General features: G+C 25.7%; 17 protein-coding genes and 1 pseudogene. 7 read left to right on the forward strand and 11 right to left on the reverse strand.

Annotated elements, in window-relative coordinates:
• Positions 1-736: 736 nt before the first annotated feature.
• The 4 genes and pseudogenes from ACXX85_RS02925 to rplU form a co-directional block, all read right to left on the reverse strand.
• A pseudogene (locus ACXX85_RS02925) lies at positions 737-4,630 on the reverse strand (DNA-directed RNA polymerase subunit beta'); the annotation flags it as partial.
• Complete coding sequence (gene rpoB, locus ACXX85_RS02930; RefSeq protein ID WP_436359101.1) at positions 4,630-8,295, reverse strand: DNA-directed RNA polymerase subunit beta; 3,666 nt, start codon at positions 8,293-8,295, stop codon at positions 4,630-4,632. The pseudogene ACXX85_RS02925 and the gene rpoB, both read right to left, overlap by 1 nt.
• A 131-nt stretch (positions 8,296-8,426) precedes the next feature.
• The gene (gene rpmA / locus ACXX85_RS02935) at positions 8,427-8,684 is read right to left on the reverse strand and encodes a 50S ribosomal protein L27 (protein ID WP_436359100.1); all 258 of its coding nucleotides are present in this window, start codon (positions 8,682-8,684) and stop codon (positions 8,427-8,429) included.
• Positions 8,685-8,690: 6 nt separating this feature from the next.
• On the reverse strand, positions 8,691-8,990 hold the full coding sequence (rplU, locus tag ACXX85_RS02940; RefSeq protein ID WP_436359099.1) for a 50S ribosomal protein L21: 300 nt from the start codon (positions 8,988-8,990) through the stop codon (positions 8,691-8,693).
• Positions 8,991-9,277: 287 nt separating this feature from the next.
• Here rplU and rpsF point away from each other — a divergent pair, with 287 nt between their 5' ends.
• The 4 genes from rpsF to ychF are packed head-to-tail and all read left to right on the forward strand — an operon-like array spanning position 9,278 to position 11,653.
• The gene (gene rpsF, locus ACXX85_RS02945) at positions 9,278-9,727 is read left to right on the forward strand and encodes a 30S ribosomal protein S6 (RefSeq protein ID WP_458560599.1); all 450 of its coding nucleotides are present in this window, start codon (positions 9,278-9,280) and stop codon (positions 9,725-9,727) included.
• A 14-nt stretch (positions 9,728-9,741) separates the two neighbouring features.
• Positions 9,742-10,239 carry a single-stranded DNA-binding protein gene (locus ACXX85_RS02950; RefSeq protein ID WP_436359097.1) on the forward strand — a complete coding sequence of 166 codons (498 nt, stop codon included), beginning with the start codon at positions 9,742-9,744 and terminating at the stop codon, positions 10,237-10,239.
• A 16-nt stretch (positions 10,240-10,255) separates the two neighbouring features.
• On the forward strand, positions 10,256-10,501 hold the full coding sequence (gene rpsR, locus ACXX85_RS02955; RefSeq protein WP_436359096.1) for a 30S ribosomal protein S18: 246 nt from the start codon (positions 10,256-10,258) through the stop codon (positions 10,499-10,501).
• A gap of 48 nt (positions 10,502-10,549) precedes the next feature.
• Complete coding sequence (gene ychF / locus ACXX85_RS02960; protein WP_436359095.1) at positions 10,550-11,653, forward strand: redox-regulated ATPase YchF; 1,104 nt, start codon at positions 10,550-10,552, stop codon at positions 11,651-11,653.
• Between the two features lie 30 nt (positions 11,654-11,683).
• Here ychF and ACXX85_RS02965 read toward each other — a convergent pair whose 3' ends face one another.
• The 6 genes from ACXX85_RS02965 to ACXX85_RS02990 all read right to left on the reverse strand — a co-directional run bounded on the left by ACXX85_RS02965 (position 11,684) and on the right by ACXX85_RS02990 (position 16,733).
• On the reverse strand, positions 11,684-12,763 hold the full coding sequence (locus ACXX85_RS02965) for a hypothetical protein (protein WP_436359094.1): 1,080 nt from the start codon (positions 12,761-12,763) through the stop codon (positions 11,684-11,686).
• 6 nt (positions 12,764-12,769) lie between these two features.
• The gene (locus tag ACXX85_RS02970; RefSeq protein WP_436359093.1) at positions 12,770-13,417 is read right to left on the reverse strand and encodes a LemA family protein; all 648 of its coding nucleotides are present in this window, start codon (positions 13,415-13,417) and stop codon (positions 12,770-12,772) included.
• Between the two features lie 158 nt (positions 13,418-13,575).
• Positions 13,576-14,133, reverse strand: a complete 558-nt coding sequence (gene yihA / locus ACXX85_RS02975) for a ribosome biogenesis GTP-binding protein YihA/YsxC (RefSeq protein WP_436359092.1) — start codon at positions 14,131-14,133, stop codon at positions 13,576-13,578.
• Positions 14,134-14,562 carry a pantetheine-phosphate adenylyltransferase gene (gene coaD / locus ACXX85_RS02980; RefSeq protein ID WP_436359091.1) on the reverse strand — a complete coding sequence of 143 codons (429 nt, stop codon included), beginning with the start codon at positions 14,560-14,562 and terminating at the stop codon, positions 14,134-14,136. It abuts the gene before it with no gap.
• A complete protein-coding gene (locus ACXX85_RS02985; protein ID WP_436359090.1) occupies positions 14,555-15,760 on the reverse strand; it encodes an acetate/propionate family kinase in 1,206 nt (401 codons plus the stop codon). The genes coaD and ACXX85_RS02985 overlap by 8 nt, the downstream gene beginning before the upstream one ends.
• 1 nt (position 15,761) lies before the next feature.
• Entirely contained in the window at positions 15,762-16,733 is a 972-nt protein-coding gene (locus tag ACXX85_RS02990) for a phosphate acetyltransferase (RefSeq protein WP_436359089.1), read from the reverse strand.
• Positions 16,734-16,934: 201 nt separating this feature from the next.
• Between ACXX85_RS02990 and ACXX85_RS02995 the strand changes: the two genes are divergently transcribed.
• Positions 16,935-18,818, forward strand: coding sequence for a hypothetical protein (locus ACXX85_RS02995; protein ID WP_436359088.1), 1,884 nt, complete (start codon positions 16,935-16,937; stop codon positions 18,816-18,818).
• A 22-nt stretch (positions 18,819-18,840) separates the two neighbouring features.
• Here the strand turns inward: ACXX85_RS02995 and ACXX85_RS03000 are convergent, their stop codons facing one another.
• Positions 18,841-21,948: a hypothetical protein gene (locus tag ACXX85_RS03000; protein WP_458560600.1), complete on the reverse strand. Its 3,108-nt coding sequence runs from the start codon at positions 21,946-21,948 to the stop codon at positions 18,841-18,843.
• Between the two features lie 98 nt (positions 21,949-22,046).
• Between ACXX85_RS03000 and ACXX85_RS03005 the strand changes: the two genes are divergently transcribed.
• Both ACXX85_RS03005 and ACXX85_RS03010 read left to right on the forward strand, forming a co-directional pair.
• The gene (locus tag ACXX85_RS03005) at positions 22,047-23,666 is read left to right on the forward strand and encodes a CTP synthase (protein WP_436359086.1); all 1,620 of its coding nucleotides are present in this window, start codon (positions 22,047-22,049) and stop codon (positions 23,664-23,666) included.
• Positions 23,650-26,355, forward strand: a complete 2,706-nt coding sequence (locus ACXX85_RS03010; protein ID WP_436359085.1) for a cation-translocating P-type ATPase — start codon at positions 23,650-23,652, stop codon at positions 26,353-26,355. The genes ACXX85_RS03005 and ACXX85_RS03010 overlap by 17 nt, the downstream gene beginning before the upstream one ends.
• Positions 26,356-26,383: the final 28 nt, after the last annotated feature.

Raw genomic sequence — 26,383 nt, forward strand, 5'->3', positions numbered from 1 at the left:
ATTGATCTGATATAAAAAGAGTTTTATCAAAAATGGTATAAAGAAAAATGAAAAAAAATAAAATCAACCAAAAAAATGGTTGATTTTATGCTTTTTAGTGTTAACTGGGAAACTCGGGCTGATTTAAATCTTTTTTTCATAAATTCTCCTTTATATTTAAACTTTTTAAAATAGATCTAAAAATCTATTTGAATTATTATAGTTCTGTTGCAAGAAATTGATAACAAAATGCTATTTCTTATAATAAAATTCTTGTTTTTTGCAATTTTTTGCTATTTCTAGATAAATTATTTGACTTTTTTGCAAAAAGTAGTATTATATCCCCTTTAATTTAAACTGAATTAAATAAAAAACATTTTGTGATTAAACAAAATGTTATTTTATTGTAATTTTAGTCTTTAAAGTAATTAATTGGGTCTTGAATATCATATTTAGATTTTGCTTCATATTTAGAGTTTGTTCCTGCTGGAATTTTATGTCCTACAATAATATTTTCTTTTAATCCTTCTAATTTATCAATTTGTGAAGAAATTGAAGCGTGAACTAAAATTTTTGAAGTTTCTTGATATGAAGCGGCAGCTAAGAATGAATCAGATAATAGTGGAGTTTGTTTTGCTCCTTTAATTACAATTTGACCAAATGCAGGTTTTTTTCCTTGAGATAGTAATTCTCCATTAACTTCTTGATATTCAAAAATATCAACTAAAGATCCAACAAATAAGTTTGAATCTCCTGCATCAGTAATTAAAATTTTAGAAAGCATTTGACGAATAATAATTTCTATATATTTATCACTAATGGAAATTCCTTGCATTCTATATAGTCTTTGTACTTCTTTTAATAAATAATTTTGTACTTTACGAGCATCAGTGTAGTTTAGTAACTCTTTTAAAATAATAGGACCTTCTGTAATTTTTTGTCCTGGAGTAATAGAATCACCAACTTGTACTCTTAATTTTCTATTTACAGGGACATGGAATACTTTTTCTAATTCTTCACCATCTTTATTTATATAAGCAACTTTTACTAACTTATCATCTGTTTGATTTCTTTCTTTATCCATTAATTGATCAATAGATTTTACATAACCTTTAACTGGAGAAATTTGTGCTGGTTTTCCTCATGGACGTTCAAAAGCATCGATTAATTCAATCAATCTAGCAAAACCTCCTGTAATATCTTCAACCCCAGCAACCCCTCCTGTATGGAATGTACGCATTGTTAACTGTGTACCAGGTTCACCGATTGATTGAGCAGCAATAATCCCTACAGCTTCTCCGATTGCAACAATTCTATTGGTTGCAAGATCTTTTCCGTAACATTTTTTACATACACCATTTCTAGTGTGACAACTTAAAATAGAACGGATATCTACTTCTTTTATGTTAGCATCAATAATTTTTTGTGCAATTTCAGGAGTAATAAATTTATTATCTTCGATTATGATTTCGCCTGTTTCTGGGTGAATTACAGGTGAATTAGTATATCTTCCTTCAATTCTTTCGTATAAAGAAACAATTGTAGAATTGGTTTTAGTATCGATGATTTCTTTTACTAAAAACCCAAAGTCTGAACCACAATCTTTTTGAGTTACTACAATATTTTGTGCAACATCAACTAAACGACGAGTTAAGTAACCTGATTTAGCTGTGTTAAGAGCAGTATCGGTTCCCCCTTTTCTAGCACCGTGAGTTGAAGAATAAAATTCATAAGAAGTTAATCCTTCAAGGAAAGAACTTTTAACTGGAACTTCAACAGTAGAACGTACCACACGCTCATTTTCAGCATCGGCTTTTAATGTTTTAACGTTATTAGCCATCAATCCACGCATTCCAGCTAATTGAACGAAGTTAGAAATATTTCCCCTTGCTCCTGATTTCATCATCATAAAAATAGGGTTATTTGGTTCTTGTAAAGTTACTGTATTTAAGTCTTTTTGAATTTCATCTTTAATTTTGGTTCATTTTTCAATGGTTAAAATATATCTTTCATCATCGGTTAACATTCCCATTCTAAAGTATTTATTAAGTTTAGCAGTGTGTTCTTCACCTTGTTTAATAAATTCATCTTTTCTTGGAGCTAATTTAATATCTCCAATGGAAATTGAAGTACCTGAAAGCATTGAATATGTGAAACCTAAATCTTTAATTTTATCTAGAATTTCAGCAACTAAATTTGTATATTTAAATCAAATTTTTTCCAATAATTCTGCTTTTTCTTCTTTTTCTAACTCTCTATCAATGTTATTGTTTCTGTATTTAACTCTTTTATATATGTTTTCAAATTCTTCAATTGTAAATTTAGTTAAATTGGAAGCATGTTTGCTAGAAATTATTTCATTTTTGTAATCAATTAATTCTGAATAATATTGAAAAACATCTTTATAATTTTCATAATTTATTTTTTTAACAACAGAAGCTACATCTTCCATTGAAACCACGATATCAAAATTGTCATAAGTTTGTCTTATTATTTTAGCAATATGTTTTTTGTTTAGTGGTTCATTTAATGGTAATGCTTTAATAAATTCAGGAATGTTTCCATGTTTTTTAATAACATATTTTTCTAATTGTTTTTGTTGATCTGCATATAAATTATCTACATTTGTGTCAAAAACAAATGGGAAATTATCTGGAAAAGCATTGTTAAAAATAAATTTACCAACTGTAGAAACTACGTATCCTTGAACTGAAGTTTCTAAAGTTTTTTTAACTTTTTCAAAAGGTAAAGCAACTCTTGCGTGTAATGAAACAACACCAACTTCGTGAGCTCTCATCATTTCATCGTAATCTGCAAAATATCTTCCTTCTCCTTTTCTACCGCTTTCTTCTTGTTCTTCTTTAGTTAAATAGTATAAACCAAGAATCATATCTTGTGAAGGGTTAACAATAGGTTCACCATCTTTAGGTCCAAGAATGTTTTTATTTGCAAACATTAATTCTCTAGATTCTCTAATTGCTTCAGGAGAAATAGGAACGTGAACAGCCATTTGATCACCATCAAAGTCAGCATTGAACCCTGCTGTTACAAGCGGATGCAATTTAATAGCACGCCCTCTAACTAAAATCGGTTCAAAAGCTCTAATTGATAAACGGTGTAATGAAGGAGCACGGTTTAAAAGAACTAATTTTCCTTTAATAACTTCATCAACGTGTGGTCAAATGATTGGATTTAATTCTTCAATCATTTTTCTAGCACTTTTAATTGAAGAAGCTAATTCACGCTCAGTTAATCTTTTGATAATTCATGGTTCAAATAGTTTTGCAACCATTTCCCGTGGAATACCAACTTGGTTCATTTTTAGATTTGGACCAACAACGATAACACTACGCCCTGAATAATCAACCCTTTTTCCAAGTAAATTTTGTCTAAATCTCCCTTTTTTACCTGTTAAAGCGTCAGAAATAGATTTTAATGGTCTTCCATCTTTAGCCGAAACTGGAGAAGGACTTCTTCTTTGATTATCAATTAATGCATCTACAGCTTCTTGAATCATTCTTAATTCATTTTGAATTATCAAGATTGGAGCATCTTTTTCCATTCATCCTTTTAAACGGTTATTTCTAATAATAATACGACGATAAAGTTCGTTAATATCACTAGTTGAGTGTCTTCCACCATCTAATTGAATTAATGGTCTTAAATCAGCAGGAATAACTGGTAAATGTTTAATTAACATAGAAGTTGGTTTTTGTTGAGAGTTAATAAAAGAGTTAATAACTTGTAATCTTTTATACAATTTATCTCTTTCTTGAATTTTTGTTGATGTTTGTTTTTCAGGACTTAATTGCTGAATTTCATCAACTTGTTTTTTAACTTTATCTCTTTCTTCTTCAAGATTAATATTTTTTAATAAATATTCAATAGCCGCTGAACCGGTAGAAATTTTAGCATCTGAATACTCTTCAATAATTTCATTTAATTCATAAAAATCAATTCCGTATTCTTTACCAATTTTGGAAGATGCAAGTTCAGTTAAATCTTTTAAAGTTTCTGATAATTCTTCATAAGCTTCAGTTCCTTCTTTATAACGGGAACGAATTTCAATTAATGCATCTCTATAAATAACTCCAGCTTCATTTAGTTCGATAATTTGATTTTTTGGTAATGCTTTGATGTCTCCAGATTCCAAAATAATGTGAGCTTTATAGTAAATTAAGGATTCTAATGATGATTTAGAAACTGCTTTATTTGAGTCTTCTGTTTTTATTCCAAGTAATTTAGAAATAATTGAGTGATCAATTCTGAAAAATCAAAAGTGCACAACTGGTGATTGTAACTCAATGTGTCCCATTCTTGATCTTCTAGAAATTTTTGGTAAAATTTCAGATTTTAATGCCTTACATTGATCTGTTGCAGAACAAAGAGTTCCTTCGTTGGATTTTTTATATTTTCTTCCACAAATTGAACATTTATAATCAATAATAGGTCCAAAAATTAACTCATCGAATAACCCTTCTCTTTCTGGTTTATATGTTTTATAATTAATGGTTTCTGGTTTAGTAACTTCACCATGTGATCATTCTAAAACATCTTCAGAAGTAGCAAGAGAAAGTGAAATTTTATCAATAGAATTTTCATCAATTGTTGCGTATTTTCTTGTAATTTTATTTGGTTCCTTCTTAATCATTAATAATCTCCTTCTTCTTCTTCAAAATTATTTTCATGAGTATCAATTTTTTCACTAATTAAATTATAATCATTAATAATTTCTGGTGAAAATTCGTCTTCAATACTAATGTTATTTTCTTCATAACTACTAAAATCTTGTTCAAATTCTTCGTCTTTTAGGTAGTTTTCTTTTTTGTGCACTTCTAATTTGATTCCAAGACCTCTTAATTCATAAGCTAAAACGTTAAATGATTCAGGCATTCCAGGTTTAGGAATTTTTCCTCCTGTTGCTAAAACATTATAAAGAATATTTCTTCCTTGAATGTTATCAGATTTATATGTTAATAATTCTTGTAAAACAGTAGATGCACCAAATGCTTCTAATGCTCAGGTTTCCATTTCTCCAAATCTTTGTCCACCATTTTGAGATTTACCTCCTAATGGTTGTTGAGTAATTAGTGAATATGGTCCAACACTACGAGCATTCATTTTGTCATCGACCATGTGTTGTAGTTTTAACATATACATAACACCAACTGATACTTCGTTGTCAAATGGTATTCCTGTAATTCCATCGTATAGTTTAAATTTACCAGAAGTAGGTAAGTTAGCTTCTTTTAAAACATTTGTTATGTCGTTATTTTTTACTCCGTCAAATACAGGAGAAACAAATTTAACATTAAGTTTTCTAGCAGCCATTCCAAGGTGTAATTCAAGTACTTGACCAATGTTCATACGTGAAGGAACCCCTTGTGGATTTAATAGAATATCGATTGGAGTTCCATCTTCTAAGTATGGCATATCCTCTACTGGTAATACAAGAGAAATAACCCCTTTGTTTCCGTGACGACCAGCCATTTTGTCCCCAACTTTTATTTTTCTTTTTTGAGCAATAAATACTTTAACAATTTTATCAATTCCGTCTTCCAGTGAATCCCCTTGTGCTCTTGAAAGAATTTGCACATCAATAACTGTACCAGCATCTCCGTGTTTTACTTTTAATGATGTATCTTTTTGATTTGAAGATTTATTACCAAAAATTGCATTCATTAATTTTTCTTCAGGAGTTGGATTATCTTCTCCTTTCGGACTGGTTCTACCAACAAGAATATCTCCTGTACTTACTTCAGAACCAACACGAACAATCCCGTTTTCATCTAAATGTCTTTTTGAACGTAAAGAAGCATTTGGAATATCTGTTGTTAGAATATCATCTCCTGCTTTTGATGCTCTAAATTGAATAGTTTGCTCTTCAATGTGAATAGAAGTAAAGACATCATCTTTAACTAATTTTTCACTTATAATAACAGCATCCTCGAAGTTGAATCCATGTCATGTAGAGAAGGCAACTAGCACATTTTTACCAAGAGCTAATTCTCCATTTTTAGTTGAAGGACCATCACAAATTAATTGTCCTGCTTCAACTTTATCCCCTACTTTTACTATTGGTTTTTGATTAATAACAGTTCCTTGATTGGATCTTTCAAAAATTCTTAAATTATAATCGATTATTTCGTTTATTTTGTCACTACTTTTTATTTTAATTTGTTGTGAATCGACAAAAACAACTTCTCCAGCTTTCTTTGCTTTTAAATTGGTTGCAGCATATCTTGCAACATCATATTCAGCACCAGTTCCAACTAGTGGAGTTTCAGATTCAATTAATGGTACTGCTTGTCTTTGCATGTTTGCGCCCATCAATGCACGGTTAGCATCATCGTTTTCTAAAAATGGAATGGTACTTGCAGCAATAGAAGTCATTTGTTTTGAAGCTACATCAATATAATCAACTTCTTCAGGTTTAACAATTAAATATTCGTGATCTTTTCTAACAGTAATTTTATCCCCTAAAATTTTGTTATTTTCATCAACATCAACAGAAGATTGAGCAAATTTAAAACCATATTCTTGCACTGCTGTTAATCAGTAAACTTTATCATAGTTAATAATTCCGTTTTCAACTCCATAATAAGGAGTTTGAATAAATCCATAATCATCAACTTTTGAATAAGAAGCAAGGTTTAAAATAAGTCCAATGTTTTGTCCTTCAGGAGTTTCAATAGGACAAATTCTTCCGTAATGAGTTGCATGAACGTCACGAACTTCAAATTGGGCTGTATCTCTATTTAACCCTCCAGGTCCAAGAGATGTAACTCTTCTTTTGTTTGCAATTTCAGCAAGTGGATTAATTTGATCCATAAATTGTGATAATTTTGAAGAGTTAAAAAATGTTTTAAATTGGTTATAAATTGGTTTATTATTATGAATACTTTTAGGTGTAATTTTATCCATTTCTTTTGTAGATAGTTTTTCTTTTGCGTGTTTTTCTAGTTTAGTAAGTCCCACAATGAATTGGTTTTGTAATAATTCACCAACTCCAACTATTCTTTTATTAACAAGTGAGTCAGGATCATCTTCTTTTCCTAAATTATCAATTAAATTAAAGTAATATGAAATGGTTGCAATAATATCAGAAATTAATAAATGCATTTCTGTAGAAGTAGGATCGTTTGCAATAACTAAAATAGGATCTTTGCCATTTTCTAAAGATCTTTTGTTTGGTCATACTTTTACCATAATTACTTTTGTTCTTTTTTCTAAAGAAGGATTTATATCAAGTTGTTTTCCATAAACTTGAGAAGTAATATCTGGAATGTCTACTGTTTTTAAGATACCTTTATCAAATTGAGATTGAATTTCTAAAGCAAGTTTTGGAGTAATAAAAGTTTCTTTTTTGTAAAGAATTTCCCCTTTGTCATTTGTTAAATCTTCTGCTAAATAAGTTTCTAAAATTCTTTCAACTAAATTTAACTTTCTATTCAACATGTATCTACCAGTTTTAGATAAATTGTATCTTCTGTCATTAAATAAAGTTAAAGGAATTAAATTGAAAATAGCTTCATCGGTGATTCTATCTCCTTTTCTAATAATTCTATAAATTAACTCTAAATTATCTTTACTGGATTCGATTTTTTCTTTTTTAATTGACTCTTTTAAAACACTTGAATTACCAAATAGTTGTAACATTGTTTCTTTTTTCAAACCTAAACCATTTAAAAAAGTGGTTAAAGGAATGTTTTTATGTTTATCAATTCTAATTTTTACTGTATCAATTGAGTTACCTGTAACTCTGTGGAAAATTTCAATTCAAGATCCAAGTTGTGGAATAATTTCAACTTTGTTAAACAAGTCATCCGCTTGTTTATTACGAACGTTTTTACCAAAATATGCCCCAGCAGATCTAATCAACTGAGCAACAATAACTTTTTCAGAACCATTTATGATAAAAGTACCACCACTTGTCATTAAAGGAACTTCTCCATAAATAATATCTGTACTTTCGTCAATTTCTCCTGTTTCCACAGTATGTTTTCTTAAAGAACCAACTATTTTCCCTGTATAAGATGTTCCTTTTTGTTTTGCTTCTTTAATTGCTTGAAATTCATCTTTTGGAATTTCAACTCTTACTGAACCAGGTATGTATTGAATTTCAATTTTTCCATTTGCAGAAACAATAGGGTAAATTTTATTCAATGATTCATCTAAACCATCTGTTAAAAATCAGTTAAATGATTTTCTTTGTGTTTCAAGAAAATCAGGAGTTTCTAACGTATGTTTAGTTTTTGAATAATCTCTTCTTTCAGTTATTGGTCCAAATTTTCTAATTTTGAATTTTTTTTCCATTTTTCTTCCTTTTTTAATTAATTTTGTGTTATATTTAATAGTAATGATTATGGAATTATATCATAATTTACATTAAACAGAATAAAACAATAACTAGATGATTAAATCTAGTTATTTTTTAAGTTTTTTTTCTATTTTCTTTCTTCATAAACAGAAGCAACTTTTCTGTTTCTTTTTGTTTCGAATTTTACATATCCGTCAATTAGTGAGTATAATGTGTCATCGTTTCCACGTCCAACATTATTTCCAGGGAAGATTTTAGTTCCTCTTTGTCTGAAAATAATTGCTCCTGCAGTTGCGAATTGACCATCACTTAATTTAACACCAAGACGTCTACCTATCGAATCTCTACCGTTTCTAGTAGAACCACCAGCTTTGGTTTTTGCCATTTTAAATTATCCTTTCAATTCTGTTATTTTTACACGAGTATAAGGTTGACGATGACCTAATTTTCTTTTATGAGTTGATTTAGGGTTGTGACGATAAACAACGATTTTTTTAGCTTTTCCTTGTTTTTCAATTACACCTTCAACAACTGCACCTTTAACAAAAGGTGTTCCAACTTTTTTATCAAGAACAAGAACTTCGTTAAAAGAAACTTTGTCTCCTTCGTTTCCATCAATTTTTTCAATAAAAATTGTATCTCCTGATTTAACAATAAGTTGTTTTCCACCAGTTTTGATTATTGCAAACATGCTTCCTCCTCATATGGCTCATCTTTGAGGTTCATTTTATAAATGATTGGACTTTTTAGTCACTACCTTTTTAGAATGGTTACACAAGTAACTATTTAATTATAACACTTTTTAATTAATATATAATAAAAAAATGTATTATATTTTGTATAAGAAAATATGTTTAAGTAAAATCTTTTTACAAATTTAATAGATAATTAAGCAAAATATTATATAATTCAAAAGAGTATTTCTAATATATACTCCTTGATCTTGAAAAAAGATCCTGATGACCGAAAGGAGCCAAAATGGCAAAATACGAAATTATGCTAATTTTAGCACCAACAGAAGATGTTGCATTAGCAGAAAAAATTGCAAAAGAAGTTTTTTCAAATGGTGTTAAAAGTGTAGAAAAATTAGAAAGAACTGAGTTAGCTTATCCAATCAATAAATCTAAAACAGGAATTTTTGTTTTAATGAATGTAGAATCAGAAGAAAGCAAAATTGCTGAATTTGTTAGAAAAACAAACATTCAAAAAACAATTTGAAGAAGTCTTGTTGTTAACTTAGACACAGAAAAAGGTTTAAATAGAAAAGTAAAACCTAAAAAACGTAAACTTTCATTCTTTAAAAATCAACAAAACTCAAAAGAAAATTCTAATTCTGAAAATTCAGAACAAAATAAAGAAACAAAAGCTGAAGAAAAAAAAGTTGTTAAAAGAACAAGAGTTACAAAAAAAACTGAAAATAAAGAATAATAAGGGAGTTTGCAATGAATAAAGTTATATTAATAGGAAGAATAGCGAATAATTTAGAATTAAATAAAACTAAATCTAATATTAGTTATTTAAGATTAACAGTTGCTGTATCAAGAAGATATTCAACTAATGATGGCAATGAAATTACTGATTTTATACCTGTTGTAGTTTGAAGAAATAGTGCTGAATTTTTAGCAAGAAATGCATCAAAAGGTTCTAGAATCCTTGTGGAAGGTTCCTTTGCTACAAATAGTTTTGTTAATAATCAAGGACAAAACGTTACTTCAAATGAAGTTTCTGCTGAAAATGTAACTTTATTAGAAAGCAAGCAAGAAAGCGAAAATAGAAGAAAAAATATTAATAATAACCCTTCTGTTTCAGCAACAAATCCTGCAGAACCAACATTTTCAACTGTAAATAATTCAGAATATTCATCAAAAAATAATGTAGAAAAAACTACTTTAAATGATGATGAAGAAGAAACAGATTGAGATGTTGAAAGTTTTTTATAATTAACTAAGGAGAAAAATGATTAATCGTAAAGTAAAAAAACAATTCAAAAAAAGACCTTGTAATTTTTGTTTAGAATCAATGCAATATATTGATTACAAAAACACAGAATTACTTAAAAAATATATTAGTAGTCATGGAAAAATTCATCCTTCAAGATTAACTGGTACATGTTCTAGACATCAAAGATTATTATCTACAGCTATCAAAAGAGCAAGAATTATTGCATTATTACCATTCGTATCTGAAAGAATTAGAAAATAATATAAAAATCTTTAGAGCAATACTCTAAAGATTTTTTAAAGGAGAAATATGTCATTAAAAGCCGGAATAGTTGGATTACCTAACGTAGGAAAATCCACTTTGTTTTCTGCATTAACAAAAGTGCAAGCTGAATCAGCAAATTATGCTTTTACAACTATTGAACCAAATATTTCAATAGTTGAATTAAAAGATAAAAGATTAAACGAAATTGCAAAATTTGTTAATCCTGAAAGAATCTTGCCAACAACCTTTACTTTCGTTGATATAGCAGGGTTAGTATCAGGAGCTTCTAAAGGAGAAGGTCTTGGTAATAAATTTTTATCTAATATAAGAGAAGTAGATGCAATTATTCAAGTTGTTCGTTGCTTTGAAAACAAAGATATTTTACATGTTGCAAATGAAATAAATCCTAAAAACGATGTGGAAGTAATTAATTTAGAATTATTACTTGCTGATATGCAAGTAATTGAAAATGTAATTAAAAGGGTAGAAAAGAAAGCACTCAATAGTAGTGATAAAGATGTAAAGGCGGAATATCAAGTTGCTTTAAAACTCAAAAAAGCATTTGATAATAATATTCCAGCAAGAAACGTTAATTTATCAGAAGAAGAATTAAAAATTGTCAAAGGTTACCAGTTATTAACATTAAAACCTATATTATATGTTGGAAATATCTCTCAAGAAGATATAGAAAATCCTTTGAATAATAAGCATTTTTATAATCTTAAAACTCTTGTTGATTCTTACAATAATTTATTACTTCCTATTTCTATCCAATTAGAATATGAAATTAGTTTATTAAATGACGAAGATAAACAAATATTTCTAGATGAATATAAACTAGAATATTCAGGACTTGAAATTTTAACAAGAGAAGCATTTAAGCTTTTAAATTTAGCAACTTATTTTACAGCAGGTGTTAAAGAAGTTAGGGCTTGAACTTTCACCAAAGGAATGTTTGCACCACAATGTGCAGGAATTATTCATAGCGATTTTGAAAAAAAATTCATAAAAGCAGAAATAATTAGTTATAGTGATTATATTGATAATGGTGGTGAAAAAAACGCTAAAGAACAAGGAAAAATGCGTCTAGAAGGAAAAAATTACGAAATGCAAGATGGCGATATTTGTTTATTTAAATTTGGAAAATAAAAAATGAGATACTTAAATCTCATTTTTTTATTATTGTAAATAAAGTGTAGTATTATTAATCAATGAAATTAGATAATATAGAGAATAAACATCAACTAATATATCATTATAAACTTTATTTAAAATTTTAACTTTATCAGATGATTTTGGAAAATCTAGTTCCATAAAACCAAAACTACAATTATAAGTATAATAAATTCTAGATCCTGATGATAATAAATGTAATCCTGTAATTTGAACACCGTTTTTATCATGATATCTCTTTAGTGATAGTTCCATTGCAAGAGGTGTATACATTTGTCTTATTTTTAATTCGTTATTTGAACGTGGAGAAAATGTTTTAACAAAATCTTTATTTTCTAATTTCTCTATGTTTTTTTTACTAAAAAAAGATGATCTAAATAATTCAAAGGCAAAACCTTTATCACCAAGCACTGTTGTATCGATTTGCATAATACCGTTATCTACGTATGTAACTCTATCGTTATCCCCTTTTTTCTTAGCATAATCAATACATTTTCATTTTAAGTTTAAAAAAACAACAGGATATTTTTGATTAATTAAAACTCTTTTAATTGATGTTTTGCTTTCTAAAACAACTTTATCATAGCTTCTTGCTAAATCACTTTGAACTTCTTCAATGTGTCTTTTATCTAAACTAAAATTATTACTTTCGTCAATTTCTTTATTTATTTTATAATCATAGGTTTCATCTAAAACTTTAATGCTTTCTTTATAAATAGAAGGAACATTGAGGTTTTTTTGAATTTCAAGTTGAAGCATCAAAATTAAATTTTTCTTTTTCTTCATAAATATTGAAGCTACCAAAGAACTTATTAAACCTAAAACAAAGAAAACTAATGCAGCTACTGTTAAAGAAACATTTTTTTGAAGTAATCAAATAACAACAAATAAAATAGATAATCCAAGTAAAACTAGTGTTGTGATTATAAAAATAGAAAAAATTAAATGTGCTTTTTTTATTTTTTCTTGTAAATCTTTTGTCTTATCAAAAGTTTCATCTATTGTATTTTTAATAAATGGATAAATTGTTTCTTTTGAAATATGTTGAAACTCTGAAAATGTTTTATAATTGTCTATTGTTTTCATCTAATTTTATAAATCTTTCATAGAAACATCTTGTCTTTGTTGTGCGCTTGCTTGGAATAATGGATAAGTTTCTAAGTGTAATGAACTTGATATAACTGTTGCTGGGAAAACTAAAATAGAAGTGTTAAATGTGTTAACTTTACTATTATATAGTCTTCTTGCTGCAGCTATTTCTCTTTCTAAATAACTTGTTTGTTCCATTAATTCACCATAAAGTGCTGATGTTTTTAAATCTGGATAGTTTTCTGAAACAGCAATCAATCTACCTAAAACTGAATTAGTTAAACCTTCTACTTGAGAAGCATTATCAATACTTTTAGTCATATTTCTTAATTTAGTTACATCAGTAAGAATAGATTGTTCAAAATTTTTGTGTGATTTAACTTGATCTACTAATTTTATTAATGTATCACTACGTTTAGCTAATTGAGTTTCGATTGTACCAGCTGCCTCATTGATTTCATTTTGTTGTCTTAAAAATCCATTTCTTTTAACTAAGAAATAAATTGGTGCAAAAAATAGAAGTAATGTTCCAAAAACTCAGAAAAATACTTTTGCCGCTACTGAACAAACAGGTTTTTTTGCACTATTATCAACTGTAGGTTCAAATCCTTTTGGTTCATTGTTATTATTTGGATTAAATAAATTTGCCATAATTTTCCTTTCTTTTTTTTATATTTATATTATTAAATTATGTTTAACTTTATATAAATTAAATCAGTAGTAAAATTTGTTTTGATATTCAACTAAGATGATTTTTTATGAACAAATAATCCTACTAATAAAATTATATCAATTAAATAGATTTTATTTTACATTAAAATTTCATCCATTTTTTGAATTAATAAATTTAAATTTTTCTTTTTTGTTGAAGAAACAAAAAAACATTCATATTTATTTAGTAATTCGATTTCTTTTTTGACTTTATATAATTGTGACTGGTTTAATTTGTCTATTTTAGTTGCAACTAAAATAATTTTTTTATTTAAAAATTCTAAAAATTCTAACATACTTTTGTCATTATCAGTTAATCCAATTCTAGAATCAAAAAGTAAAAAAGTAGTATCTAAATTTTCCCTAAAAGTAAAATATTCTTCAATCATATTGAACATTTTTTCAGAAAGAGATTTTGACATTTTAGCATATCCATAACCAGGTAAATCCACGATTATTTTTTGGTCGTTGTTTTCAAAAAAATTAATTAATTGTGTTCTACCGGGAGTATTTGAAGTTTTTGCTATTTTTGTGTTTGCAAGAGCGTTTATTAAAGAAGATTTACCAACATTAGATCTACCTATAAAACAAATTTCTTTTCCTTTATGAAAATATCAATTTTCTTTTTTTGAAGAAGATACTATAAATTTTCACATCTAAAATCCTTTATCATAAATTTTTTTATGTCTTTCTAATGTTGAACTTATTTCTCGGTTTTTTTCATCTGGAAAAAATAAAATTGTTTCTAATTCGCTGTAAATTTCTTTATTTCCATATGCAAGTTCTAATTCATAACTAAAGTCTATATCATTTCTTGCTGCTCTTATTAAAAATTTAACATCTAGTTTTTTTGCAAATTCTGCAGTCAACTCTTTATCGTTAATCAATATTTCTACATTTTTAAGTTTATCTATTTTTTGCTGAACTATTGATTTTTTTTCTTGAAATGAACTTATTTGCTTTTTATCTGGATTTCTAGTTATTACAACATATATAAAATCAAATACTTTTAAAGCTTTTTGTAAAATATTTAAATGCCCTTCGTGAAAAGGATCAAAACTACCTGCAAATATTGCTTTATTCATATAATTTTAATGCGTCTTGTGCAATAAGTAATTCTTCATTAGTTCTTATTACATAAACAGGAATGTCGGATTTAGAAGAAGAAATTAATGTATAATCTTTAATTTCTGAAGGTGAAACATTATTTTTATCTTTATCCAGTTCAATATTTAAATTTGGTAAGGTTAATTTTTCAATAACTAATTCTCTAATAAAACTAGAATTTTCACCAATTCCTGCTGTAAAAACTAATGCATCTATTTTTTTACCAACTTTATTAATGTAGTTAACTAAATAATCTACAATTTTTTGAATATATAAATTTAAAGTAAAAATTACATTTTGATCATTTTCTTTGTATCTTTGAACCAAATCTCTCATATCAGATGAAATACCAGAAACACCTAATAATCCAGATTGTTTATTTAACAAATTGGTAAATTCTTTTAAAGAAATATTAGCAGCTTCGGTTGCATATTCATGAATCGCCGGATCTATATCTCCACTTCTTGTTCCCATCATTATGCCCGCTAATGGAGTAAATCCCATAGATGTATCAAATGATTTAGAATCTTTAATAGCACATAAAGATGCTCCATTTCCTATATGTAAATTAACAAAATTTATTTTTTCTTTATTTAAAATTTTTTCTAATTTTAATGTAATAAATTTATGACTAATTCCATGCATTCCATATTTTTTAATGCCGTATTTTTCTGCAAATTCTTTATTAATCCCGTATTTTGAATTAATATCAGGAATAGAAGTATGGAAGGCTGTGTCAAAACTAGCACTCATTTTAGCATTAGGTAAAACTTCTTGCATAGCTTTAATTGCTTGGATTGCTCCAGGATTATGTAATGGAGCAAATTTTGAACATTCATCTATTAATTCAATTGCTTCTTTTGTTAATTTTGTAGAATCTTTAAAATATTCACCACCATGAACTACTCTAAATCCGATTAACTCAATTTCATCTAAAGAATTAATAATTTTATTTTCTTGTCATAAATCAAGTGTTTTATTTGCTGCTTCTTTATGATTTTGCATTTCAACTTCTTTTTTAATATCATTATCACCAAATGACATTTTAATAAAAGAATTAGCTATCCCAACTCTTTCTGCGATTCCTGAAGCTATAACTTTAAAATCTTCTTTATTAAATAATGATCATTTCATTGATGAAGAACCAGCATTTATTACTAATATTTTTTTATTCATATTATTTTTCCTCTTTAAAAGTCTGTAATGTTGTAATTAAAACTGTATTATAAACATCCTCTACAGTTGATCCTCTAGATAAATCATTTACAGGTTCTGCAATACCAGTAATAACTGGACCAATTGCCCCATAATTCCCAAGTCTTTGTGCTATTTTATATCCTATATTTCCTGCATCTAAATTAGGGAATATAAAAACATTAGTTTGTCCCTCATATGACTCTTTTTTATATTTTGCTTTTCTTACATTTTCGCTAATAGCTGCATCGAATTGAATTTCACCGATAGCTTTAACATCATCACTTAATTCATTAAATTTAATAGTTGCTTCTGAACTTAATTTAGATTCATCACTAATAGCTGAACCATCTGTTGAAAAAGAAAGGAAAGCAATTTTTGGTTTTATTCCTAAATTCTTTGCAAATTCTTTTGAATTTAAACCAATTTCTGCTAACTGATCTGAATTTGGTTTTATATTTACAGATATATCTGAAAAAATAAATTTTTCATTTTCTTTGTGCATTATCATAGCAGATGAAATAGTTTTTATCCCTTTTTTAGGACCTATCACTTTAAAACCAGCTCTTAAAATATCGGCTGTAGTATAATTTAAACCACCAACTACACCATCTACTTCTTTGTTTTTTAACATCATCATTCCATAAAAAGGATTGCTTTCTAAACTTTTTTGAGCAGATTCCATTGTTTCTTTTCCGTTTCTTGCTTCAAAAAATAATTTTGCGTATTTTTCCTTTTTAGAAGAACTAATTACTTCTTGTTGAATTTTAGAAGAAAGGTTTTTATTTTCTTTATTTACAAGTAAAATAACATTTACTAAATCAGTATTAACTAATTTTTTAGCTGCATCAATAGCTCTTTGATCTTCTCCATCTATTAATAAAATGGTTTTTTTTGATTTTAATTCTTTGTTTTTTATATCAATTTTATTTTCTAATTCTTTTTGAAAAAACATTTTTTCTCCTTATTTATTTAATAATAAAAATTATAATACTTTTTTAAAAAACTATTTCTTTATTATTGAAAATAAATTCAATAAAAGAATTATTTTCGTTTTTTTATAAAAATTTATAAAAAATAAAGAAAGTTATTTTATTTTTTTGTATTAGTTTTATAATTTATAAATAGTAATTTTTAAATAATCAAAAGGAGAAAAATGTTAAAAAATAAAAAAGAAACAAAAAAAGCATTATTTATAGCTTTGCCAATTATCGCAATCGGAATTCCTGTTGCCGTGGGAACAACTGCTATTGTTTTAAAACATAAAAATAATCAAAATATAGATATTAAAAAAAATGAAACAACTAATTTCAGTATTTCTAAAAATACCAATGGATGACAAATTTTTCTAAAAACTAAAGATAATCAGCCTATAAACAATTCATCCAAAGAAATTGAATTTACTAATGAAGAAAACGAAAGTATTACTTTTAAAGCATCTTGACAAAAAGTGAATAATGATAATTTTTGAGTTATAAATATAAATGATTTATCTATTCCAAAAAAAGGTAGTTATTCAATTCAGATACCAAGCGACATTACACTTGTTGAAAAAACAGAAAATATAAAAATTAATTTCCCTTTTTTTGAAATCAAAAATACGGGAAAAAAGGGGGAATTAGAAATTTTCTTTACCAATATTTTAAATAGTAATTCTATAACTTATACTTTAGAAAATATTGAAAATACAAATATAAATAAAACAAAAAACATAACTATAGTAAATAATTCATTAAAAATAGATATACCTAATGATTTAGTAAAAGGAAAATATTTACTTAAAAAATTATATTTTAATCCCACTGATAATTTAATTGATAATCATTTTTTAGAATTAAATAAAGAAAAATTAACTATTTCAAATTTAAATTTTGGACAAATCATTGAAAATAAATTAATTATAAATTTAGAAACTTTAAATAAAAATATAAAAAATCCAAATAATTTCAATAATTTTTCTTTAATTTTCGAAAATAGAAATAATGAAGTTAAAAAAATATTAGGAACTATTGAAGAAAAAAATCTTTCTTTTGACTTAAATCAATTAAGTGATAAATATGTTTGAAATATTTTGCAATTAGAAATTGCAAATTCTTCAAATGAACAAAATAAAATTATTTCCAATTATAAAGATTTTAGTGAATCTATAAAAAATTATTATAAAGCAGAAAAAAAAGAAGTTTCACTTGAAAATTCTTTTGTAACAAATAAAAGTTCTTTACTTTTTATAAATGATCCGAATAATTGAATAGATTTAAGTTCTCAAAAATTTAAAATTAAGCATTATAATAAAAATAAAGAATTGTTAGAAGAAGTTAATAATTTCAACGTTGTGGATTTAAAGAAAAAAGCTGTATTATTTGAATTTAAAAATTCTTTTCAAACAGAAGATTTTATTCAAGTTGAATATTCCAATAATGAAATTAATTTAAATAAAAATAAGTTTATTTTTAATAAAAATACAATAGAAACAAACAATCTTATTACTGTCCAAAAAGAAGAAAATAAATTAGATATTTTACTAAAAAATAATTTAGAAACTACTAGTAGTTCAGAAATAAAAGCAAGTTTCGTTGTAATAGATGAAAAAAATCATATTACTACAAATGAAGAAAAAATATTACACTTAATAGATAAAAATAAACTAGAAATTATGCTGAATGATTCTTTCTTTGAAGCTAATAAAACATATTATTTATCTTCAATAGAATTTATTAATAATGCTTCACATATGCTTATACCTTTTGCTAATAAAAAAATCACTAAAATTTCAACATTCGAAAATAATATAACAAATATTAATATTTTAAAAAGAGAAACTATAAATAACATAACTTATTTACATTTTGAACTACCAAATACTTATCTAAATAATGAGTTAAATCACCTATTTTCAATAATAATAAATAATAAAGAATATAAAGGATATACAGATTTAAACACGCTAACTTTCTATATAAATGATAATTTACCAGAAAGTTTATCCGGTTCTATAATTAAAGATCTAAACTCTGAAAGAATATTTAAAATTAATAAATAAAAAACTCAATCAAATTGAGTTTTTATCTTTTTAAGAATAATATATCAATAAAATTATTGCCTATATTATTATTGTCATTGTTTTGAATAGTTCTATTAAAGGAATGAGATTTTAAACTGACTTTTAATTTAAGGAAATTATTTTCTCCAATAGTTTCTTTGCTTGCTGTTTCTACTTGAATATTGTAAAAATCTTTTGAAATCGGAGGATTAAATGAATTTTTAACTAAATCAGTTACACTAGATAACAATTTGCTTATTTTTGTATATTCTAAAATTTTATTTCATCTTTCTTGTTTATTAGAAATTTGATTAATTTCAGCAATTAAATTATCTAAATCAACAGAACCAGGATTTTTAAATCCATAATAACTATTAAATTCATCTCATTTTTCTATTGAAAATTTTTCAATTTTTTCTTTAAAATTTAAGTAAAGACTTTGTGATGTATTATCAAAGTTAAATCCACCAACTAACATAGGTCCATAAATTTTCTTATATTTAGATTCTGGATTATTTTCATTTAAATTATCAAATCAAAAACCTATTTTATATTCCATAAAACCTTGCATTGAATATGCAGAAGTTATATGTGGATCATATAAATTTTTTTGATCTCTAAATTTGATAAAAAATATTTTTAGTTTTGAGCTATCATAACTTTTTAGTGATTCATCAATATTTAAAAAATCACTTAATTTTTCATTTTTTATTTCAACTCAAGTAGTTGGATTTCCAAATGAATAATGTAAATCGTTAGTTTCTACTTCAGTAAATGTTTTGTCAAAATCTAATGTGGATTTAGTTAAACCTTTATTCGATATTGAAATTAATTTCTCAAAATAACTATTACTTTGATTAAAATGTTCAAAGAAATTAACATTATATAAATTGTTAATTGTAATTTTTTTAGAAATTGAATAATTAGATCCAGATTTTAATTTGATATTTAATTTTAAAATACCATTTCTTTCATCAATTTCTGTTTCAGAAGAAGATTTATTTACTTCTATTTCTATTGAATCATCAAAATTACTAATCTTATTAATGTCAGTTATGTTTACAAAATCAGATGTTGAATTTAAAGATTTTAGTGCTCCAGAAGCTCAATATTTCTTTGTTAAATTTAAAGAAGAAATATTATTAATTATTTCATTTAATTCTATTTCTGTTTTAGATGTAGATGTCTTTGATTTTGTAAATGAATTTTCAAAACTAAAATTTTTAGTTCCGAAACTTAATTTTTTAATTTTATAATTAACATTGTTTTTTAAAGAAGTGCTAAATATATAATTATTTTTATCTTTATAAAGGAATTTTGGTTCAATAATTTGAGTTAAATTATTTGTATCAAAAATTTCAAGTCTTGGTTTTAATAAAGAAAATTGATCTAAGGATTCGCTATTATTAAAATTTACATAAATATCAGATATAAAGGAATTTTCTTTATTTTCGGTAATATTTACAGAATTTATTAGTGACTCTTCTTCACTATTTTTATTATTATTAAATTCAAGGACACCTTTATGTAAATAATCTAATTGAATTTCTTTATTATTTACAAAAACTTTAGTTAAAGAAATTTTTCCATAATAATTATAATTTGGAATATTTACTTCTCATTTCTCATTAACTTTAGTTGCATTTATTTTTCAATAACCACCAAAATTAGATATAAATTCCAATTTAACATTATTCAAACTACTTGGATCAATATCAACAAGTTCTAATTCTGTTTTAACTTTCAAATTATTATTAGATTCTAAATTAAACTCAGTATTTTTGAATCTACTAAAACTTGTTTTAGAACTAAATTCTTTATTTATTCCGTCTTTTGGTAAAATAGAAATTCTTGGTTCAACAACAGAAACTAATCCACTTCTATCAATTTTAAAATCCACTATTTCTAAAATAGCATTTGAAGGAATTTCAAATCCATCTTCATAGTCAAAAGTTGATGAATCACTAGTTGTACTAATTGTGATAGGAATATTTTTTAACCCTTCATTTTCTGTTTTTCTAATTGAAATATCTACAGTAAATTCTGTATCTGAATTTGTTTTATCTTTTAAAGTTAATTTTCCAATATATTCACTTTCTGTGAATTCAAATAATTTTTCCACATTGTTAAAAGAAAGTAATAAACGATTTGGATTTGTTTCATCAATGTGATAACTTATACTTTCATAAGATATTTTTTGAGAATACTCGTTTGTTTGAAAGACAAAATCATTTGTATTTTCAGAATTTTCTCAATTATTTCCTATTTTTTGTGCTGAATTTAAGCTAGTTAGTGGTTTATTATTTAAAGTAATATTATTAATTAAATAGTTTTCACTAAACTCTAAATTTGATAAATTAAAAATAACTGAATCGGAATTTTCAATATATTGTTGGGAGTTAAAAAATTGTTTATCCTTAATTTTTCCAGATATTTCAATTTGAAAATCTTTATTTTTTACATTTTTTAATAAATGTTTAGAAAAATTTACTTTAAGTTTTGCAAATTCATCTGTTTTTTCTAAAATTTCTAAAGATGAAATTACAAAGTCATCATTTTCATTTGAATCAGGAATTTCTGGCTCTTGTTTATCGTTTGGATCTTCAATATTATTTATGGAACCATTGTCTGGATTATCAATTACGTCTTTTTCCTTTGGATTTTCAGGTTTAGGTGTATCAGGATCTGTTTTAGGAACTTCAGGTTCTTTTTTTTCTTCACTAAATATAATTTCTCTTTCAGTATCAGCATATATTTTTAATGAAATATTTTCTTTATTTATAAAGAGTTTATCGATAAATAATGAAGATTTATCTTGCAAAATTGAAGGAATTAAAACTTCAATTTTGCCATTCAAATAAATAAACTCTTTTGAAACATAAGTTTTAGAATCTGTTTGCTTTTCTTTTAAAGTTAATTCAATATCTTTAATTGATTCTTTAAAAGAATTAGGAAGAAATATAAAAACTTTATCTTTTGTTCTGCTAAATTTAATTTTTTCCTTTAAAAATATACTTTCTTTATTTTTGTTTTTATTAAGGACTATTGCTAAAGTTGCGCCAATAGAAGATGCCGCAATAGTACCAAGCACTATTGATGATAATATAATTTTTTTAGTTTTGTTTTTCATATTTAAATTATAAATATTTTTTTATTTTTACAAAAACAAAATATCAATATTTTTGTATAATTTAAATATTAAATGTATTAGTATGAAAGAGAGAAAAAATGTCTAAATTTATTTTTGTTACAGGTGGTGTAATTTCCGGATTAGGAAAAGGAGTTTCTGCTGCTTCAATCGGAAACCTTTTAAAATCAAGAGGTTTTAGTGTTTTTGTTTTAAAATTAGATCCTTACTTAAATGTGGATCCTGGAGTTATGTCTCCTTACGAACACGGAGAAGTTTATGTAACTGCTGATGGTGGAGAAACAGATCTTGATCTTGGTCACTATGAACGTTTTATTGATGAAAAATTTTCAAAAGATTCCAATTTTACAAGTGGTAGAATCTTTTGAAATATTTTAGAAAAAGAAAGGGAAGGATATTATGATGGTAAAACCGTTCAATATATCCCACATGTTACCGATGAAATAATTAGTATAATTAAAAATATAGAAAAAAAATATAAAAGTGACTTTGTTATAGTTGAAATAGGTGGAACAGTAGGGGATATTGAATCAAATCCGTTTATTTATGCAATAGCACAAATGAGTAGTGAATTCAACGGAATAAACACTTTTTTCATTCACGTAACTTATGTTCCTTTTCTTGAAACATCAGGTGATTTTAAAACCAAACCTACACAAGATTCTATTAACAAATTAAGAGGTATGGGTATAAAACCTAATATGATACTTTTAAGATCTAACGACGAAGTTGATCACACTATTTTAAATAAAGTTGCAAAAACTACATTTTTAAATCCAAGAAATGTTATTTCTGCTCCTGATTTAAAAAATGTATATGAAATGCCTTTATATTTAGAAAAAAAAGACGCAGCTAATATTATATTAGATTACTTTAATATTACACATATAAAACCAAATTTAAGAAAATGAACAACTTTTGCTAACAAAGTTAATAAAGAAAAAAAAGCTGAATTATTAATCAAAATGCTTGGGAAATATACCAGTTTTTCCGATGCTTATAAATCAATAAATGAAGCTATTAAAATTTCTGCATTTGATAAAGGATATGAAGTAAAACTAGAATATGTTGACTCTAATATTCTAACTAATGAAAATATATCTGAAAAACTCGATGATGCTGATGGTGTAATTATCTTACCTGGATTTGGTATTAGAGGTTTTGAAGGAAAAGTTTTAGGAGCAACATATACAAGAGAAAAAAATATTCCAACTTTTGGTATCTGTTTAGGTATGCAAGCAATGTCAGTTGCTCAAGCACGTCTAAAAGGTTATAAACACGCAACTTCTAAAGAATTTGCTACAAACAACAAAGAAGAAGTTTATGTTTTAGATTTTATAAAAGGTAAAAATGAAAAAGACCAAATGGGCGGAACTTTAAGATTAGGAGAATCTGAAACAGTGTTTAAAAAAGATTCTTTAATTGCTAAATTTTACAAAAGTACTTCTGTTTTTGAAAGACATAGACATAGATACGAAATACAACATGAATTTATTGAAAAATTAGAAGATGAAAATTTTAGTTTTTCAGGTTATCATCCAGAATTAGGTCTGGTTGAATCTTGTGAAGATAAAAGCAAAGATTTTTATATTGGTGTGCAGTATCATCCAGAATTCAATGCAAGACCACTAAATCCACATAAACTATTTAGTGCTTTTGTAGAAAAAGCAGCAGAAAGAAATAATGGAAAACAAAAATAATTCTTTACAAAATACATTTAAATACGTTGATTTAAATAAAGGTTTAAATCATGAACAAATTTCTAAAAATAAAGAAAAATACGGTGTAAACGAACTTAAAAATAAAAAGAAAACACCTTTAATTATTAAGTTTTTAAAACAGTTTATTGAACCGATGATTATTCTTTTAATTATTGCTGCATTTTTAGCTTTAGGAATTGCTATTTATGAAGCGATAGTTCATTATGAATATAAGAATCATATAGAATTTATAATTAGTTTTGTAGAACCTTTTGTGATATTTTTTATTGTAATTTTAAATGCTATATTTGGTTTAATACAGGAAAATAAAGCAGAAAAATCTATTGAATCACTTGCTAGTTTAAGTTCTCCAACATCAAAAGTAATTCGAAACGGACAAGAAATAATTATCGATACAAAAGACATTGTTGTTGGAGATATATTACTAATTGAAGCAGGAAATACTATCGGAGCTGATGGAATTATTGTTAATTCTGCTCAATTAGAGGTTGAAGAATCGATTTTAACAGGTGAATCTTTAAGTGTTTTTAAAAAAAATATATCTAATTTAGAATTTAACTGAGAAGAAACCGAAGATACTGAAGTTTATTCTGGCACAAATGTTATAAATGGTAGAGCAAAAATTCTAGTTACAAAAATCGGGATGGAAACAAAATTAGGAAACATTGCTAAATTACTAAATCAAGAAAAAGAAAAACTCACCCCACTCCAAAAACAACTTGCAAATTTAAGTAAAAAAATTGGAATTTTTTCTGCTATTTTATGTGTAATTACTTTCTTTATTTATATTTTTGTAGTTGCTTCAGGAAATTGAAGTCTTTGAGCAAAAGGTGTTGTTATCGCTATAACTTTAGCTATCGGAACTATACCAGAAGGTTTAGTACCAATTGTTACTGTTATTTTATCTATTGGAGTTAAAAGATTATCAAATAAAAATGCTCTGGTTAAAAAATTACCAGCTGCTGAAACTTTAGGAAATGTTTCAATAATTTGTAGCGATAAAACAGGAACATTAACCCAAAATAAAATGAAGGTTGTACAAACCTTTAAACATGACACTTTTTCACAAGAAGACTTTGTTAAATATTTTATTTTATGTACAGATGCCAACTCATCTATAAATGAAAAAGGGGAATACAAATTAATTGGAGATCCAACTGAAACTGCTATTATCCAATATGGAATTGATAATAAAATTTTTAAAGATTCAATTTCTAGTTTACACCCAAGAATAAACGAAATTCCTTTTGATTCAGATAGAAAAATGATGACTGTCTTTATAAAAATTAATGAAAATATTTATTCAATTACAAAAGGAGCTCCTGATTCTATTTTTGCTCTTGCAAACAATTTGTCAAATCAAATAGAACATAAAAACATCGAATTTTCTAATAATGCTTTAAGAGTTTTAGCATTAGCAATTAGAAAATGAGACAAATTACCAGATGATTTAAGTTCAAAAAATGTGGAACAAAATTTAACATTAGTTGGATTAATAGGGATGATAGATCCACCAAGAGAAGAGGTTAAAAGTTCTATTGCAATTGCACAAAAAGCCGGAATAAAAACTGTAATGATTACTGGTGATTATGCAAACACAGCTTATGCTATTGCAAAACAATTAAACATAGTAAAATCCGATGAAGATTTAGTTTTAAGTGGAAGTGAATTAAAACTAATGAGCGATGAAGATTTAAATGAAAACATAGAAAAATATGCAGTTTTTGCTAGAGTTAGTCCTGAAGATAAAATCAGAATTGTTAAAGCTTGACAAACCAAAAATAAAGTTGTTTCTATGACAGGTGATGGAGTAAATGATGCTCCTGCTCTTAAAGCTGCTGACATTGGTTGTGCTATGGGAATAACAGGGACCGATGTTTCTAAACAAGCTGCAGATATGGTATTAACAGATGATAATTTTTCAACAATAGTTAGCGCTATAAAAGAAGGAAGAAGTATTTTATATAGCATAAAAAGGTTAATGATTTTTCTTTTTACAACCAATTTAACAGCTTTATTAACTACTTTTATTGGAATTTTAATTTTTAGTATAAATCCTTTATCTTCTTTACAAATTTTGTGAATAAATGTTATTTCTGAAACTTTCCCAGGAATTGCATTAGGTTTAAATAGACCAAAACAAGATTTAATGAATAAAAAACCAAATCATAAAAATGCTTCTATCTTAACTAAAGAAATGATAATTCAAATATCTTTACTTTCCATCTTGTCAACAACACTATCATTATTAGCATTTTATTTAGGTGCTTATAGTCAAAGTGGTGTAGCAAATTTAAATGAAATAAAAACAATCTTAGCTGCAGAAAATTTATCAACATTAAACTTTGCTTCTTTATCTTGTTTTATGACTATGGGAATAATTTTATCTTTAAATTCTATTATATTAAGAAGTAATGAAAGTTTATTTAAACAAAAATTTAATGATTTAAAATTTGTTCTTTTAGCTTTTGCAATTAGTTTTGTTGTTCTTTTACCAGTTACTTACATACCAGAATTTTCCAAAGTGTTTAATATGAATGTATATGTAAATTCATTTAATAATTGAATATTTGCATTACCATTTATTTTTGGGTTAGTACCAACATTTTTTATTGAATTTATCAAATTAATTAAACTATTTGTAAATAAAAAACTTAAAGTCAATTAAATAAACTTTAAGTTTTTTTCATCATTAT

This window comes from Mycoplasma sp. Z386 (genome assembly GCF_054343375.1).